At 72.9% G+C, this 16,020-nt stretch carries 19 protein-coding genes; all 19 read right to left on the bottom strand.

Going from position 1 to position 16,020, the window contains the following annotated elements; all coding sequences use genetic code 11:
* Positions 1 to 434: translation initiation factor IF-2 N-terminal domain-containing protein (locus MNY62_RS20160; protein ID WP_242346152.1), on the bottom strand; the 434-nt coding region annotated here is incomplete at its 3' end.
* Positions 435 to 445: 11 nt separating this feature from the next.
* Entirely contained in the window at positions 446 to 709 is a 264-nt protein-coding gene (locus tag MNY62_RS20165) for a YlxR family protein (RefSeq protein WP_242346153.1), read from the bottom strand.
* Positions 706 to 2,376, bottom strand: a complete 1,671-nt coding sequence (nusA, locus tag MNY62_RS20170; RefSeq protein ID WP_242346154.1) for a transcription termination factor NusA — start codon at positions 2,374 to 2,376, stop codon at positions 706 to 708. Before nusA ends, MNY62_RS20165 begins: the two co-directional genes overlap by 4 nt.
* 3 nt (positions 2,377 to 2,379) lie before the next feature.
* Positions 2,380 to 2,895 (bottom strand): ribosome maturation factor RimP, encoded by a 516-nt coding sequence (locus MNY62_RS20175; RefSeq protein WP_242346155.1) that lies wholly within the window; start codon positions 2,893 to 2,895, stop codon positions 2,380 to 2,382.
* Positions 2,896 to 3,061: 166 nt separating this feature from the next.
* Complete coding sequence (locus MNY62_RS20180; protein ID WP_242346156.1) at positions 3,062 to 3,820, bottom strand: TlyA family RNA methyltransferase; 759 nt, start codon at positions 3,818 to 3,820, stop codon at positions 3,062 to 3,064.
* A gap of 35 nt (positions 3,821 to 3,855) precedes the next feature.
* Positions 3,856 to 5,763, bottom strand: coding sequence for a 1-deoxy-D-xylulose-5-phosphate synthase (dxs, locus tag MNY62_RS20185; RefSeq protein WP_242346157.1), 1,908 nt, complete (start codon positions 5,761 to 5,763; stop codon positions 3,856 to 3,858).
* A gap of 27 nt (positions 5,764 to 5,790) precedes the next feature.
* Entirely contained in the window at positions 5,791 to 6,672 is an 882-nt protein-coding gene (locus MNY62_RS20190; RefSeq protein ID WP_242346158.1) for a polyprenyl synthetase family protein, read from the bottom strand.
* A gap of 69 nt (positions 6,673 to 6,741) precedes the next feature.
* A complete protein-coding gene (locus MNY62_RS20195) occupies positions 6,742 to 7,140 on the bottom strand; it encodes a response regulator transcription factor (protein ID WP_242346179.1) in 399 nt (132 codons plus the stop codon).
* Positions 7,141 to 7,164: 24 nt separating this feature from the next.
* Positions 7,165 to 7,437 carry an exodeoxyribonuclease VII small subunit gene (xseB, locus tag MNY62_RS20200; protein WP_242346159.1) on the bottom strand — a complete coding sequence of 91 codons (273 nt, stop codon included), beginning with the start codon at positions 7,435 to 7,437 and terminating at the stop codon, positions 7,165 to 7,167.
* A 33-nt stretch (positions 7,438 to 7,470) separates the two neighbouring features.
* Complete coding sequence (gene xseA, locus MNY62_RS20205) at positions 7,471 to 8,931, bottom strand: exodeoxyribonuclease VII large subunit (protein WP_242346160.1); 1,461 nt, start codon at positions 8,929 to 8,931, stop codon at positions 7,471 to 7,473.
* Positions 8,928 to 9,758 (bottom strand): trehalose-phosphatase, encoded by an 831-nt coding sequence (gene otsB / locus MNY62_RS20210; RefSeq protein ID WP_242346161.1) that lies wholly within the window; start codon positions 9,756 to 9,758, stop codon positions 8,928 to 8,930. Before otsB ends, xseA begins: the two co-directional genes overlap by 4 nt.
* Positions 9,759 to 9,960: 202 nt before the next feature.
* Positions 9,961 to 10,920 (bottom strand): ferrochelatase, encoded by a 960-nt coding sequence (gene hemH / locus MNY62_RS20215; RefSeq protein WP_242346162.1) that lies wholly within the window; start codon positions 10,918 to 10,920, stop codon positions 9,961 to 9,963.
* Positions 10,920 to 12,302, bottom strand: a complete 1,383-nt coding sequence (gene hemN, locus MNY62_RS20220; RefSeq protein ID WP_242346163.1) for an oxygen-independent coproporphyrinogen III oxidase — start codon at positions 12,300 to 12,302, stop codon at positions 10,920 to 10,922. Before hemN ends, hemH begins: the two co-directional genes overlap by 1 nt.
* A gap of 7 nt (positions 12,303 to 12,309) precedes the next feature.
* Positions 12,310 to 13,350 (bottom strand): uroporphyrinogen decarboxylase, encoded by a 1,041-nt coding sequence (hemE, locus tag MNY62_RS20225; protein ID WP_242346164.1) that lies wholly within the window; start codon positions 13,348 to 13,350, stop codon positions 12,310 to 12,312.
* A gap of 109 nt (positions 13,351 to 13,459) precedes the next feature.
* Complete coding sequence (locus MNY62_RS20230; protein ID WP_242346165.1) at positions 13,460 to 13,684, bottom strand: hypothetical protein; 225 nt, start codon at positions 13,682 to 13,684, stop codon at positions 13,460 to 13,462.
* Positions 13,685 to 13,690: 6 nt separating this feature from the next.
* Entirely contained in the window at positions 13,691 to 13,978 is a 288-nt protein-coding gene (locus MNY62_RS20235; RefSeq protein ID WP_242346166.1) for a DUF167 domain-containing protein, read from the bottom strand.
* The gene (locus MNY62_RS20240) at positions 13,975 to 14,784 is read right to left on the bottom strand and encodes an LpxI family protein (protein ID WP_242346167.1); all 810 of its coding nucleotides are present in this window, start codon (positions 14,782 to 14,784) and stop codon (positions 13,975 to 13,977) included. The genes MNY62_RS20235 and MNY62_RS20240 overlap by 4 nt, the downstream gene beginning before the upstream one ends.
* Positions 14,785 to 15,558, bottom strand: coding sequence for an acyl-ACP--UDP-N-acetylglucosamine O-acyltransferase (lpxA, locus tag MNY62_RS20245; protein WP_242346168.1), 774 nt, complete (start codon positions 15,556 to 15,558; stop codon positions 14,785 to 14,787). It abuts the gene before it with no gap.
* A gap of 14 nt (positions 15,559 to 15,572) precedes the next feature.
* On the bottom strand, positions 15,573 to 16,019 hold the full coding sequence (gene fabZ, locus MNY62_RS20250) for a 3-hydroxyacyl-ACP dehydratase FabZ (RefSeq protein ID WP_242346180.1): 447 nt from the start codon (positions 16,017 to 16,019) through the stop codon (positions 15,573 to 15,575).
* Position 16,020: the final 1 nt, after the last annotated feature.

Raw genomic sequence — 16,020 nt, forward strand, 5'->3', positions numbered from 1 at the left:
GGAGCCGCAGCGGCCTCGGCCGCGGGCGCCTCCGGAGCGCCGGCCGGCTCGGCCGGCGCGGCGGCCTGCTCCACCTCGGGCTCGTACGCGGGCGCCTCGGCGACCGGCGCCTCGGGCTCGTACGCCTCGGCGGGCGCCTGCTCCTGCTCCTGCTCGGGCGGCGCGGCGGCGGGCGCGGGCTGCGCGACCTCCGTGTGCACCCGCTTGCGCACGACGAACCCGGGGCCTGACGGGCGCACGGGCGCCGGCTTCGGCTTCCGCTCGCCGAGAATCTTCTCGTACGCCGACGCGGCCTGGTCGTCCTCGAGGGACGAGGAATGGCTCTTCACGTCGTAGCCGAGCTGGTGGAGCTTCTCGACCAGCTCCTGGTTGGAGAGCTCGATACCCTGCTCCTTAAGCTGCTTGCCGAGCTCGTGGACCCGCTTCTTGGACATTTCGTAGACTCCTAATCCTTACGGGCACTTCCCGTCAACTCGACGCGCAGCGCCGCCGCATCGATCCCCGCCTCCGGGCGGCGAAGCGCACGCGGGAGCGCGCGACGCCGGAGCGCCTTCTCCAGGCATCCGGCGCTCGGGTGGAGCCACGCTCCACGGCCTCCGCTGCGCTGACGATCGAAGATCACCCGTTCACCATCCGTCGTGAGCCGTACGAGCTGCCGCTGCGCCGCCCGCTCCCCGCAGCCGACGCAGGTGCGGACGGGCTCGCTCAAGCGCCGGCGCCTCCCTGTGCGGCCTTCGCCTTCGCCGCGTCGAGCTCTGCGCGGAGCTTCGCTTCCTCTTCGAGGTAGACACCCACCGCGTGCTTGATCTGGCGCGCCTTCTTGATGCCGAGGCCGCTCGACTCCGCCAGCCGCATCACGTCCGACTCGTTGTGGACCGCCTCGACCGTGCCGTACCCGGCGCCCTTCAGCTGATCGACCGTCTTCTCCCCGACGCCGCGGACGCGCGCGAAGCGCTCCTCCTGCGTGAGCCCGTCGGGGTGGCGCCGCGCCTCGGCGATGCGGGCCGCCTCGCGCTCCTGCTCGAGCTGCATCTCCTTCTCGGCGTCGACGATCGACTGCTCGCGGGCGCGCTTCTGCAGGTCCGGGATCATGTCCATCGTGAAGCCCGGGAACTGCGTGAGCATCTCCGGGGCGGCGTTCGCGACGTCCTGCGCCTTCCGGAAGCCGTGCGAGTACAGCATCTCCTGGGTCTGCTCGGGGATCTCCAGCGCGCCGAAGCTCTCGGTGGCGAACTCGCGCATCTCCTTCACGCGCGACTCCGAGTTGATGTCGAGCTTCCAGCCGGTGAGCTGGGAGGCGAGGCGGACGTTCTGGCCGCGGCGCCCGATGGCGAGCGAGAGCTGGTCGTCGGGGACGATGATCTCCATCGCCTTGTTCTGCTCGTCGAGGAGCACGCGCGAGACCTCGGCCGGCGCGAGGGCGTTGCACACGAAGCGCGCGTAGTCGTCGTCCCACGGCACGATGTCGATCTTCTCGCCGCGGAGCTCCTGCACGACCGCCTGGACGCGGCTGCCCTTCATGCCGACGCAGGCGCCGACGGGGTCCACGTCCGAGTCGCGCGACGACACCGCGATCTTGGCGCGGCCGCCCGGCTCGCGGGCCGCCGCCTCGATGACCACGACGCCCTCGGCGATCTCGGGCACCTCCATCTCGAAGAGCTTCTTGAGGAGCTCCACGGAGGCGCGCGAGAGGATGATCTGCGGCCCCTTCGACTCGCGCAGCACGTCCATCACGTACGCCTGGATGCGGTCGCCGGCGCGGTAGCTCTCGCGCGGCACCTGCTCGCGCACCGGGAGCACCGCCTCGGCGCGGCCGAGGTCGACGATCACGTTGCCGCGCTCGAAGCGGCGGACGATGCCGGTGATGACCTCGCCCTTGCGATCCTTGTACTCGTTGAAGACGTTCTCGCGCTCCGCGTTGCGGGTGCCCTGGATCATCACCTGCTTCGCGGTCTGCGCCGCGATGCGGCCGAAGGAGCGGCGGTACGTCTTCAGCTTGAGGAGATCGCCCCACTGCTCGTCCTGGGCGCGCGCCTCGGCCTCGTCCTCGGAGCGGTAGTAGATGGGGAAGTCGAGCTCGTCGCCCGCCTCCACCTCGATGCCCTTCTCGTGCGCCACCGACACCGGGATCATGTTGACCGGGTCGGGGATGGGCGCCTCCTCGGTGGCATCGGCGACGATGGTGAGGACCTGGAAGAGATCGACCTGGCCCTTCTCCTCGTCGTAGCGGGCCTTCAGGTTCCGCTCCATCCCGAAGTGGCGCTTCGCGGCGCTGCCGATGGCCTCCTCGAGGATCTCGACGAGCCGCGCGCGGTCGATGCCCTTGTCCTTGGCGACCTGGTCGAGGATGAGGTTCAGGTTCACGTTCTGCTGCATCGGTCAGTCCTTCCTCCGAAGATCCGCCTCGAAGTCGTACTCGAGGTGGGCCTTCGCGATCTGATCGTGGGGGACGCGGTGGACGACGCCGTCCACGTCGATCTCGACGGCGCCGTCGCGGTAGCCCACGAGGACGCCGGTCCAGTTCTTGCGCGCGGGGGACCCGGGCGCCGTCTCGGGGACGGGCCCGTACGCCTTCACGTGCGCGCGCTGCCCCGCGTAGCGGTCGAAGTCGTCCGGCTTGCGCAGCGGCCGATCGAGGCCCGGCGACGAGACCTCGAGGTCGTAGGCCGGCTCGATGAAGTCCTCGACGTCGAGGATGGGCTCCACGAGCCGCGACACGGCCTGGCAGTCCTCGATCCCGACGCCGCCCTGCTTGTCGATGAAGAGCCGGAGCGTCCAGCGCGCCCCCTGGCGCGCCCACTCCACCTCGACGAGCTCATAGCCATCGCGCGCGAGCACGGGGTCGAGCACCCGGCGCGTGCGGTCGGCGATGGACTCTTCTCCGATTCCCGTCATTGACCCCTAAAAAACGAAAAGTGGGCGACGCGGCCCACTTTCGAGACCCGGCATTGCCCGGGCGCGAAAATGTCGGCGTGTCAGTAACAGACCGGGTGCAGGCGGTCAAGGACGACCGGGCTCGCCCGCCGGGCCCGTCCCGAGCGCGCCAGCGCGGGCGCCCCGCTCACTCCGGCTCGGCCGGAAGGCGGAGCGCGAGGAGCCACTCCCGGTTCCCTGCCGGGCCCTCGATGGGGGACTCGGCGTGGCCCAGGACCTCGAACCCGAGCTCGCGCGCCGCGGCGGCGATCCCGTCGAGCGCGGCGCGGCGCTTCGCCTCGTCACGCACCACCCCGCCCTTGCCGACCTCCCCCTTGCCGACCTCGAACTGCGGCTTCACGAGCAGGATCGCCGCGCCGCCCGGGCGGAGGATCGCCTTCACCGCCGGCAGGATGAGCCGCAGCGAGATGAACGAGAGGTCGCCCGTCACGAGCTCGACCCGGGTGCCGAGCGCCTCGGCGGTGAGCGCCCGCGCGTTCTCGCGCTCGCGGACCACCACGCGGGGGTCGCCGCGCAGCTTCGGGTGGAGCTGACCGTAGCCGACGTCGACGGCGTAGACGCGGGCGGCGCCGCGCTGCAGGAGGAGATCGGTGAAGCCGCCGGTGGACGCGCCCAGGTCCGCGCAGGTCTTCCCGGCCGGGTCGATGGGGAACACCTCGAGCGCCTTCTCGAGCTTCAGCGCGCCGCGCGACACGTACCGCTGCGGCGCCGCGCCGTCCTTGAGACGGATCGGCGCCTCCGGATCGACGAGCGCGCCCGGCTTGTCGACGCGCGCCTCGCCCACGACGACCGCGCCCGCCATCACGAGGGCCTGCGCCTTCGCGCGCGACTCCGCGAGCCCCCGCTCGACGAGGACGACGTCGATCCGCTGCCTGCGCGAGGTCATGGCGGGGGCTGCGCGATCGCGGCGCGAGCAGCGACCTACGCCGCCCCGCGCTTCGCCCGCTCGCCGACGACCTCGCGGCACGCCCGCGCGACGCCCTCGGCGTCGAGCCCGAGCTGCGCCCGCTGCCGGCCCTGATCGCCGTGCGTCACGAACTCGTCGGGGAGCCCGAGGCGCTTCACCCGCAGCCCCTCCGCGATGAGGCCGCGCCGCTCGAAGAGCTCGAGGCAGGCGGCGCCGAAGCCGCCCGGCAGGCACCCCTCCTCGACCGTCACCACCCGGCGGGCGCGCTCCGCCTCGCCCGCGATGAGCTCCTCGTCGAGCGGCTTCGCGAAGCGGGCGTCGATGACCGACGCGGCGACGCCCTCCTTCGCGAGCGCCTCGGCGGCGCCGAGCGCGGCGCGGACGGTGGAGCCGAGCGCGACGACGCACACGTCCGGCTTCCCGGCGACCGCGCGCGCGATCCGGCCCTTGCCGATGGGCAGCACCTGCGGCGGCTCGAGCGCGATGCCCTCGCCCGCGCCGCGCGGGAAGCGGAACGCCGCGGGCCCGTCGTGCTGGAGCGCGGTGTGGAGCATGTGCCGGAGCTCGTTCTCGTCCGACGGCGCCATCACGACGAGGTTCGGCACGCAGCGCAGGTAGGCGACGTCGAACGCGCCCTGGTGCGTCTTGCCGTCGGCGCCGACGAGGCCGCCGCGGTCGAGCGCGAACGTCACCGGGAGCCGCTGCAGCGCCACGTCGTGGATGATCTCGTCGTAGGCGCGCTGGAGGAAGGTGGAGTAGATCGCGACGACCGGGCGGATGCCCTCGCAGGCGAGGCCGGCGGCGAAGGTCACCGCGTGCTGCTCCGCGATGCCCACGTCGTAGGTGCGCTCCGGGAAGCGCGCCTTCGCCTTGATGAGGCCGGTGCCCTCGAGCATCGCGGCGGTGATCGCCACGACGCGCGGGTCCCGCTCCATCTCCTCGCAGAGCGCCTCGGCGAAGAGATCGGTGTACGCCTTGGCCGAGGCCTTCTTCACGGGCTTCCCGGTCGCGACGTCGAAGAACGACAGGCCGTGCCCGCGGGTCGCCTTGTCCGACTCCGCCGGCTGGTAGCCCTTCCCCTTGGTGGTGATGGCGTGGAGCAGCACCGGGCCGTCGAAGACCGCGAGCTTCTGGAAGGTCTCGACGAGGCTCCGCACGTCGTGGCCGTCGACCGGGCCGACGTAGTGGAAGCCGAGCCCCTCGAAGAGGATGCCCGGCGTCACGAGCGCCTTCGTGGCGTTGATCCCGTGGCGGATCATGTCGATCGCCTCGGGCCCCTTCGGCACGTGCGAGAGGAAGTCCTTCACCGCGCGGCGCCAGCGGTTGTACGTGCGCGAGGCGAACTTCTTCGAGAACCACTCCGACAGCGCGCCCACGTTGGGCGAGATCGACATCTCGTTGTCGTTCAGGACGACGAGGAGGTTGCGGCCGAGGTAGCCGGCCTGGTTCAGCCCCTCGAAGGCGACGCCGCCCGTCATGGCGCCGTCCCCCACCAGCGCCACGACCTTGCCCGGGGCGCCGGAGAGCCGCTTCGCCTCGAGCATGCCGAGCGCCGCGCTGATGGCGGTGGAGGCGTGCCCGACGCCGAACGCGTCGTGCTCGGACTCGTGCCGCTCGGGGAAGCCCGCGAGGCCGCCCTCGGTGCGGATGGTGCGGAACCGCTCGCGCCGCCCGGTGAGGAGCTTGTGCGCGTACGCCTGGTGGCCGACGTCCCACACGAGCTTGTCCGTCGGCGACGTGTACACGTAGTGCAGCGCGACGTTGAGCTCGACGGCGCCGAGCGACGAGCCGAGGTGGCCGCCGTTCTTCGCGCAGGTCTGGATGATCTCCTCGCGGATCTCTTCGCACAGCCGCGGCAGGTCGTCGACCGGCAGGCGCTTCAGGTCGGACGGCGAGTCGATGCTGTCGAGCAGGCGGCCCATTCGAAAACCTCCGTTCTTCGAGTCCTGCTACTTCTTGCGCGAGAGCACGTAGCGCGCCACCGCGCGGAGCGGCTCGGCGCTCGGCCCGAGCGGGGCGAAGGCGGCGAGCGCCTCGTCGAGGAGGGCCTCGGCGCGCCGGCGCGCCTCCGCGATCCCGACGAGCCCGGGGAGCGTGGACTTCCCGGCCTCGGCGTCCTTGCCGGCCCGTTTCCCCAGCGTCTGGGTGTCCGCGGTGAGGTCGAGGAGGTCGTCCGCGATCTGGAACGCGAGCCCGAGCTTCAGGCCGATCGGGTAGACGCGATCGATCGGCGCGCCGGCGCACGCCGCGCCGCCGGCGACGGCGCTCGCGAGCAGCGCGCCGGTCTTGGTGCGCATGAGCTCCAGGACCTCGGCCTCCGCGAGGCGCGCGTGCTCGCCCTCGATGTCGCGCGCCTGCCCCTCCACCATGAGGTAGGCGTTCTCGGCGAGCAGCCGGGCGAGGGCCGCGGCGCCCGGCTGAGGGGCGGCGAGCAGGTGCCGGAAGGCCAGCGACTGGAGCGCGTCGCCCACGAGCACCGCCGTCGCCTCGTCGAACGCCTTGTGGACCGTCGGGCGGCCCCGGCGCAGGTCGTCGTCGTCCATCGCGGGGAGGTCGTCGTGGACGAGCGAGTAGGTGTGGACCGCCTCGAGCGCGATCGCGAAGCGCATCGCGAGGGATCCGTCGGACGCGTCGCCGCCGTGCGCCTCGCACGCCGCGAGGACGAGCGCCGGGCGGAGCCTCTTGCCGCCGCCGAGGAGCGCGTAGCGGATGGCGTCCAGGAGTCGCGCCGGCCCCTGCCCCCGCCGTTCCTCGGCGAGCGCCGCGAGCTGGGGCTCGAGCCGGGCGGAGACCGAACGGAGGTAGGCCTGGATGTCGAGGTCTGGAGCCACGGCGGGAGCCCTTGTAGCACAAGGCAGCCCGCGCGCTCACGCCACCGAGGGAGCCGCCGCCACCCGGGTTCACGCCGGGGTGGGGACCGCTCCGGCGCGCCGGTCCAGGATGTCCCGGATGCGCGTGATGAGCCGGTCCATGTCGAGCGGCTTCGGGAAGTAGTCGACGGCGCCCGCCTCGATGCCGCTGCGCTCGTCCTCGACGCTCTTCCGCGCCGAGATGAAGATGACCGGGATGTCCCCGAAGGTCGGGTTCTTCTTGATGGCGCGGCACAGCTCGAAGCCGTCGATCCAGCTCATCATCACGTCGAGCAGGATGACGTCCGGTCGATCCACGTGCATCGCCGAGATGAGCCGGAGCCCGTTCGCCGCCTGGCCGACGTCGAACCCCTCGAGCTCGAGCGCGAGGGTGAGCATCTCGCGCGTGTCGCGATCGTCGTCGACGATGATGACCTTGGGCTTCTTCATGCGCTCTTGGGCCGGCATCGGTCGTCAGGATCCTCGGCCGGCCTCGGGCTCGAACGGCACCGCCTCCTCCTCGCCGTCGGCGTCGCGCACGAGCAGCTCGACCCTGCGCTCCGCGTCGTCGAGCTTGCGGGAGGCATCCTTCGCGATCCGCACGCCCTCGGCGAACTTCTCGATCGACTGCTCCAGCGTGAGCTGGCCGGACTCGAGCTCCGCGACGACGCGCTCGAGCCGCGTCACGAGCGCGTCGTAGGACTCCTCTGCCGCGGACTGCCCCTGCCGCTCGCTCGCCTGACTCACGCAACCTCCGAGTCCACCTACTTAACGACGCCGCTAAAGGGGGTCAACGGCCGCCCCGCCGGAGCCGCCGGCACCGTCATCCCGCGCGGGCGGGGTGCGCCCCGGCAGCGGGTCGCCCCCTGCATCCCGGTGGGTGACCTGCGCGTCGAGCCAGCCCTCGCCGAGGACGATGCGCAGCGCGTCCCCCTCGGACGTCTGCCCGCTCCGCGAGACCACGTGGCCCTCGCGGAGCACGAGCGCGAAGCCGCGCGACAGGAGCTTCGCCACGTTGGACGGCCCGAGCCGCGCCTCGAGGCGCTCCAGCCTGAGCCCCTCGCGGCGGAAGGTGGCCGCCTGCCACGCGCCCAGGCGCCGGGTGCTCCCCTCCATGCGCGCGCGGACCTCGCGCACGCGGCGGCGCGGCTCCTGGCGGCCGAGCCGCGCGCGGAGCGGCTCGAGGCGCGCGCGCTCCGAGCGGAGCGGCGCCCGCACGCGCTCGAGCGCGGACCGGAGCAGATCGTCGACGCGGTGGCGCTCGCGCGAGACGAGGTGTGCGGGGTCGGCGAGCTCGGCGCGCAGCGCGCGCAGCTCACGGCGCCAGAGCTCGAGCGCCCCCCGCCCGGAGCGGACGAGCCGGGCGCGGAGCGCCGCCACGCGCGCCGCGAGCTCGTCGCGCACCGGGGCGACGAGCTGGGCGGCGTGGGTCGGGGTCGCGGCGCGGACGTCCGCCACGAGGTCCGCCACCGTGATGTCCACCTCGTGCCCGACCGCCGACACCACCGGGACCGGGCAGGCGGCGATCGCGCGCGCGAGCCGCTCGTCGTTGAACGCGCCGAGCTCCTCCTGCGAGCCGCCGCCGCGCGTCACGACGATCACGTCGACGCCGGCGCGGCACAGCGCGCGGACGGCCGAGACGACCGTCGACGCGGCGCCCTCCCCCTGGACCCGGCACGGCGCCACGAGGACGGAGAGCGAAGGGAAGCGCCCGTGGAGCACGCGGAGGAAGTCCCGGACCGCCGCGCCCGTCGGGCTCGTGGCGACGCCGATCCGCCGCGGCACGAACGGCAGCGGCCGCTTCCGCGCGGGGTCGAGGAGACCGTCCGCCTGGAGCCGCTCCTTCACCTGCTGGAGCAGGAGCGCCGCCGCGCCGGCGCCGCGCGGCTCGAGCTCCTGCACGATGAGCTGGTACTTGCCGTGCGGCGCGTAGATCTCGACGAAGCCGCGGGCGATCACCTCCTGCCCCTCGGCGAGCGTGAACTTCACCCGGCGCGCCTGCGACGACCAGACGACCGCGCCGATGAGCCCGTCGGCGTCCTTGAGAGAGAAGTAGACGTGCCCGCTCGCCTGGCGCCGCAGGTTCGCCACCTCGCCGGCGACCCAGACGTCGCGGAACTTGGGCTCGACCGCGTTCTTGAGCGCGCGCGTGAGCTCACCGACGGACCACGGGCGCGGCAGCTCCCGCGGCGCGAACAGGTCGCCGGTGGTCCCGGGCTCGGGGCGGCGCGGCGGGCTCATCGCCGCCCTCCCGCGCGGAGCGGGAGCGCCGGGCGGACCGGACCCGCCGGGCGGAGCCGGGGCGCCACGGCGCCCGCCTCGCCGAGCTCGACGAGCCGCTCGAGCAGCTTTGGGACGTCGCGCTGCTCGCGGATCCTCCACGGCGCGAGCGACGGTCCCGCGCCGACGTGCACGCCGAAGACGAGCGGCGGCCCGACCGCGAAGGCGTCCTCGTCCGTCACGTCGTCGCCCGCGTAGAGCGCCGCGGTGCAGCCGAGGCGCGTCACGAGCGCGCGCACCGCGTCCCCCTTCGACGGGAAGTCGTGCGGGAGGACGTTCAGGACCTTCTTCCCGGGGATGAGGCGGGTCCCCTCGAGCTGGTTCGCGGCCTCGTAGACGGCGCGCTCCGAGGCGTGCCACGTCCGCGCGAGGCCATAGTGGATCGCGAGCGTCGAGCGCTTGTCCTCGAAGTGAATGCCGGGCACGCCGGCGAGGGCGACCTCGAGCCGCCGCCGCCACCCGCGGACCCGGCGCAGGACGCGCTCCGGCACGGCGACGGGCCGGCCGAGCTCGAAGCCGTGGTTCCCGACCACGAGGGGCACCGCCGGGCCGACGAAGCGCGCCACGTCGCGCCAGGCGCGGCCTGACACGACCGCGACCGGGTAGCTCCGCCCGAGCCGCTGGAGCAGGCGGCGGGTCGCCCGGTCCATGCGCGCCCCGTGGGGATCCCGCACGAGCGGGGCGAGCACGCCGTCGTAGTCGAACGCGAGGAGGACCTTCGCCGGCGTGTGCTCGGCGAGGAAGCGCGCCAGCGCGGCGCGGTGACGGGGGTGGAGGAGATCCTTCATCGGCCGGGACCGGGCAGCATAACATTCGTACCGGGGGGGCACACACGACGTGCCCCCCCGACCCCCCGGGCTCGCTCCGGCGCAGCCTCATCCGGCTGCGCCTGCGCTCGCTGCGTACCGGGGGGGCACACACGACGTGCGACGTGCCCCCCTGGACCCCCCGGGCTCGCTCCCGGCGCAGGGCCGGACGGGACATCCCCGCTCAGGCCGCGGTCCGGCTCGCCTCGAGCCCCGCGCGGACCACGTCCGCGAGCGCCGCGACGAAGTCGGGGCGGACCCCGAGCGCGGGCACGCGGAGATAGGCGGTCGCGCCGCCCTCGGCCGCCGCCTGCTTCGCGAGGACGTCGAGGTCGTAGAGCGTCTCGAGGTGCTCCGAGACGAAGGCGATGGGGACGGTCACGATCGAGCGCCCGCGCGCGCTCGTCCGGAGGAACTCGACGGTGTCCGGCCCGAGCCACTTCGCGGGCCCCACCCGGCTCTGGTAGGTGACCTGGAACTCCACCGCGCCCGCGCGCCGGGCGGTCTCGCGCGCCGAGTGCTCGATGTACCCGGGGTACGGGTCGCCCTTGCGCACCTGGCTCATGGGCAGGCCGTGCGCGCTGAACACGACGAGGGCCTTCTCGCGCGCCGGCCCGGGGAGCGCGGCGAGCGTCTCGCGCAGCGCCGCCGCGGACGCGTCCAGGTAGCCCTCGTGATCGTGCCAGGTGCAGATCTCGGCGAGCGGCAGGTGCTTCGGCCAGACGCGCCGGAGCTCCACGAGCGAGCTCTTCGTCGTCGCGTTGGCGTACTGCGGGTAGAGCGGGAGCGCGACCGCGCGCGTGGCCCCCGCGGCGAGCGCCTCGCGGACGCCCTCCTCGGTGTTCGGGTGGCCGCAGCGCATCGCGAGGTGGCACGACCAGCCCGGCCCGAGCGCGCCCTCGAGCGCGCGCGCCTGCCGCTCCGTCCCCTCGACGATGGGCGACTTGCCGCCGATGAGCGCGTACTTCTCGGCGGAGGACGGGGCGCGCAGCCGGGAGATGAGCCGCGCCACGAGCGGCCGCAGCGGGCCGAACGGCGCGGAGATGAGGAGCGGATCCGAGAAGAGCTCGTACAGGTACGGCTCGACCTCGTCGAGCGTCCGCGGCCCTCCGAGGTTCATGAGGAAGACGGCGGTGTGCTCCATCAGATCGTCCGCGAGAACGTGGGCTTCTTCTCACCGGCGTGCTTGCCGAGGTACGCGTCGAACAGCATGGCCACGTTGCGGACCAGGAGCTGGCCGAGCGGGGTCACCCGGAGCAGCTCGCCGTCGAACGTCACGAGCCCGTCGCCCTGCAGCTCGGCCACGCCCTTCGAGAGATCCGCCTCGATGGCCTTCCGGGCCGCGGAGCCGAACTTCTCCGCGACCTCGCGCAGATCGAGCTTGAGGAGGCACATGACCCGGTTGATGACGAAGCGGCGCATGACGTCGTCGTCCGTCACCGAGGCGCCGCGCTCGACCGGGATGATGCCCTGCGAGACCTTGTCGCCCCAGTCCTTCAGCTTGTGGGCGTTCTGCGCGTACGCGCCGCCGATGTCCGAGATGGACGTCATCCCGAACGCGACGGTGTCGGCCGCCGGCCGGACCGTGTACCCCTGGAAGTTGCGGTACAGGTAGCCCGCGTCCTGCGCGCGCGCGAGCTCGTCCGACTCGAGCGCGAAGTGATCGAGGCCGATGAGCCGGTAGCCGCCCGAGGTGAACGCCTCCACGGCCTGCAGGAACAGCTCGACGCGCTGCTCGGTCTTCGGGAGCGCCTCCTGCGGCAGGAGCCGCTGGTGCGGCTTCGACCACGGGACGTACGCGAAGCCGAACACCGCCATGCGGTCCGGGTGGATCTCGAGGATGAGGTCGAGCGTCTTCTGCCAGGTGTCCCGCGACTGGAACGGGAGCCCGTAGATGAGGTCGAGGTTCACCCCGTGGAAGCCGTAGTCGCGGGCCGCCTGCACGAGCTCGGCGGTCTCCTTGAAGCCCTGGATGCGGCCGACCGTCTCCTGGACCTGCGGATCGAAGTCCTGCACGCCCATCGAGATGCGGTTGAAGCCGAGCTTCGCGAGCGTCTCGATCTGCGAGCGGGTGGTGATCGCCGGGTCGATCTCGATCGCCTGCTCGCCGTCCTTCGCGAAGTCGAAGTGGCGCGCGAGGAGGGCGTGGCACTGCTCGAGCTGCCGCTCGTCGAGGAAGGTCGGCGTCCCGCCGCCCCAGTGGAGCTGCGTCACCGTGCGGCGCCGGGGCAGCCGCTTCGCGACGAGCTCGACCTCCTTCTCGAGGAGCTCGAGGTAGGACTCGGCGCGGGTGCGGTCGTGGGTCGCGATGACGTTGCAGCCGCAGAAGCGGCACATCTCGCGGCAGAACGGGAGGTGGACGTAGATCGAGAGCGGCCCGCCCTGCGCATCGGCGCGAGCGAGGTGCTCCTCGTAGTCCTTCGGCCCGAAGGCGTCCGACCACTCCGGCGCGGTCGGGTAGCTCGTGTACCGCGGGCCGGGACGGTCGTACTTCTTGATGAGCTCCCAGGACGGGATCTGGATCACGTCTTCCTCACTTCCAGGCGAAGGCGTGGACCGCGTCCACGACCGCCTTCACGGTCTCGGTCGGCGTGCCGGGCTGGATGCCGTGGCCGAGGTTGAAGATGTAGCCGGGCTCCCGGCCCGCCGCCCGCACGATGGAGAGCGCGCGCTCCACGGCGACCTGCTTCGGCCCGAGGAGGAGGGTGGAGTCCAGGTTGCCCTGGATGGCGACGCCCGGGGCGCGGCGGCGCGCCTCGTCGATGGGGATGCGCCAGTCCACGGAGACGACGTCGTAGCCGAGCTTCGAGATCGGCTCGAGGTGGGAGGTGGTGCCGGTCGAGAAGAAGATCGACGGGACGCCCGTGCGCTTCACCGCCTCGGCGATGCGCGCGAGGTACGGGAACGCGAACTCCTCGAGGTCCGCGCGGTCGAGCTCACCGAGCCAGCTCTCGAAGATCTGCGCGGCCTGTGCCCCGGCCGCGATCTGCTCCTCGATCTGCACGATCGCCGCGCGGGTGAGCTTCTCGAAGAGCGCGTGCGCCGTCCGGGGCTCCGCGTACAGCATCGTCTTCAGCCGGGTGAAGCCCTGGCTGCCGCCCTCGACGGCGTAGCTCGCGACGGTGAACGGCCCGCCGACGAAGCCGATGAGGGGGACGCGATCCTGGAGCGCGGTGCGGATGGCGCGCACGCCGTCGAGGACGTACGGCAGGTCCTTCTTCGGCTCCGGGACGCGCAGGGCGTCCACGTCCGCGCGCGTCCGGACGGGGTTCGCGATCTTGGGGCCGCCGTCGCCCTTGCCCTTCTCGCCCTTCTCGAACGTGAGGTCGAGCCCCATCGCCGGGAGGTGGACGAGGATGTCGGAGAAGAGGATGGCCGCGTCGAACCCGAACTCGTCGATCGGCGCCACCGTCACCTGCGCGATGAGCTCCGGCGAGCGGCACAGCTCGAGGAAGCCCACCTTCTCGCGGACGGCGCGGTAGGACGGCTGGTACCGGCCGGCCTGGCGCATCATCCAGACGGGCAGACGGTCGACGGGCTGCTTCCGGCAAGCGGCGAGGAATCGGTGGCTCATGGGGGGCGCCATCTTATTCGACTTCCAGCGTCCGGAACACGGGCGAGAGGCCGGGTTCTTCCCGCAAGGATTGCGTGCCGCGGCGAGGGATGCCCGCCCCTGGGCGGCGTCAGCGGCGCAGGACGGCGAACGTCACGAGCACGACGCCGAGGGCGACCATCGCCAGGCCGTACACGACGAGCATCGCCCCGGCGGTCCGGGCGCGCGGGCCCGCGACCTCCCTGCCGTGCACGACCACGCGCTGGCGCCGGAGCGCGGCGAGCCCCTTCGCGGCGACGAAGAACCCCGGGACGGCGAGCAGGACGGCGGCGAGGGCGAGGAGGGCGCGGGCCATGGCCTCTCAGGGGACGAGCGCGGCGAGGGCGCGCGCGGCGGTGACGGCGGCGATGCGGACCGACTTGCGCCGGCCGGTCTCGCCGCGGAGCACGGTCACGTCCTGCTTGCGGACGGAGAGCGCGCCGGCGAGGAACTCGACCAGGGCGGCGTTCGCCTCGCCGTCCACCGGCGGCGCCGCGAGCTGGATCTTGAGCCGGCCGTCGTGCTCGCCGACGACGCGGGTGCGCGACGCGCGCGGCTGGACGAGGAGCTCGAGCACCGCCCCGCCCGCCTCGTCGCGCGCCCAGCTCACTCCCGCAACCCCATGAGCACTATCTTGGCCTTGTCCGCGTACGCGATCATCCGCTCGAGGTCCATCACGAGCGTGGCGCCCGCCTCCACGGCGAGCACCCGGCCGCCCGCCTCCCGCAGCGTCTCGAGCGTGTCCGGACCGACGGCCGGGAGATCGAAGCGGCGGTCCTGCCCCGGCTTCACCGCCTTCGCGACGACGAACCCGCCCGAGCGCGCGAGCTCGCCGCCGCGGCGGATGCACGCGTCGGTGCCCTCGAGCGCCTCGACCGCGAGCGCGACGCGATCCTTCACGACCACCGTCTGGCCGAGGTCGAGCCGCCCGATGCCGCGCGCGAGCTCGAGCCCGTAGGCCGCGTCCGCGCGCTCGTCGTCCGTCGGCTGGTGCCTGCCCATCACGCCCTCGGGCGCGAGCCGATCCTGCAGGAACGGCGTGGGGTCGGTGATGGGCACGCCCTCCTCGTCGAGGAAGCGCGCCATCGCGCGGAGCAGGTTGTCGTCGGAGCGGATGCCGACGCGCGCGAGGACGCGGAGCCCGGTCGCGTCGAGCATCGCGTCGGTGAAGAAGCGCTTCTTCGTGATCGCGCCGAGCATCACGCTCTGCGTCGCGCCGCCCGCGCGGAGCGCGTCGAGGATGTGCCCGATCTGCCCGAGCTTCACCCAGGTGAGCGCGTCCACCGCGCCCTCGAGCGCGGGGTCGGTCTCGTTGCGGTGCGCGACGGCGACGACCCGGTGCCCGGCGCGGCGGGCGCTCTCCGCGAACAGGATCGGGAAGCGCCCGCCCCCCGCGATGAGGCCGATCGTCGCCATTTACCGCGTGATGCCGCGCTGCGTCCCCTTGAGGAACCGGACGAAGTGCGCGACGTCCTCGTGCATCCCGAGCTCCGCCTCGACCTGCGCGATCGCCTCGGCGAGCCCCAGGTTCGAGCGGAACACGATCTTGTAGGCCTGCTTCACGCCGCCGATGCGCTCCTCGCTCAGCCCGGCGCGCTGCATCCCCACGGCGTTGAGGCCGGCGAGCTCCGCGCGCGGGCCCGCCACGGTGCAGAAGGGCGGCACGTCCATGGTGACGCCGGTGAGGCCCGAGACGAACGCGAGCCGGCCGATGCGGCAGAACTGGTGCGCCGCGGCGAGGCCGCTGATGTGCACGTGGTCCTCGAGCACCACGTGCCCGGCGAGCGCGACCGAGTTCGCGATGATCGCGCCGTCGCCCACGTCGCAGTCGTGCCCCACGTGGCTGTTCGCCATGAACAGGCAGCCCGAGCCGATGCGCGTGACGCCGCCGCCCTGCAGGGTGCCGGTGCTGATCGTCACGCCCTCGCGGAACGTGTTCCGATCCCCGACCACGAGCTCGGTGGGCTCGCCGCGGTACTTGAGGTCCTGCGGCACCTCGCCCACGACGGCGTGCGGGAAGACGCGGTTCGCCTGACCGAGCGTGGTGCGCCCCGCGACGACCGCGTGCGCGCCGACGACGGTGCGCGCGCCGATGCGGACGTGCGGGCCGATCACGGCGAAGGGGCCGATCTCGGCGGACGGATCGACCTCTGCGCCCGGCTCGACGACGGCAGTGGGGTGAATGGACATGCTCCGTGCTCCTGTCAGCTCGCGACCTCTCGGTCGGCGAACATGGCCATGAACTCCGCCTCGGCGACGGTCTGCCCGTCCACGATCGCGGTCCCCTTCTCCTTCCAGACCGCGCCCTTCTGCTTCGTCACCTCGAGGTGCAGCTCGAGCCTGTCCCCCGGGACCACCGTCCGGCGGAACCTCGCCCCGTCGATCCCCATCAGATAGGTGATCTTCGAGGTGATCTGGTCGGGCGGCAGCGACTTCAGCGCGAGGAGCGCCCCCGCCTGCGCGAGCGCCTCCAGGATGAGCACGCCCGGCATCACCGGGTGCCCGGGGAAGTGGCCGACGAAGAACGGCTCGTTCATCGTCACCGACTTCCAGGCGACGAGGCGCACGTTCGGCTCGACGAGCACCACGCGATCGACGAGGAGGAAAGGCGGCCTATGCGGCAGGAGCCGCTGGATCTCCTCGATGTCCAGC

The sequence above is a fragment of the Anaeromyxobacter terrae genome (genome assembly GCF_022690685.1).
Classification (GTDB): Bacteria; Myxococcota; Myxococcia; order Myxococcales; family Anaeromyxobacteraceae; genus Anaeromyxobacter; species Anaeromyxobacter terrae.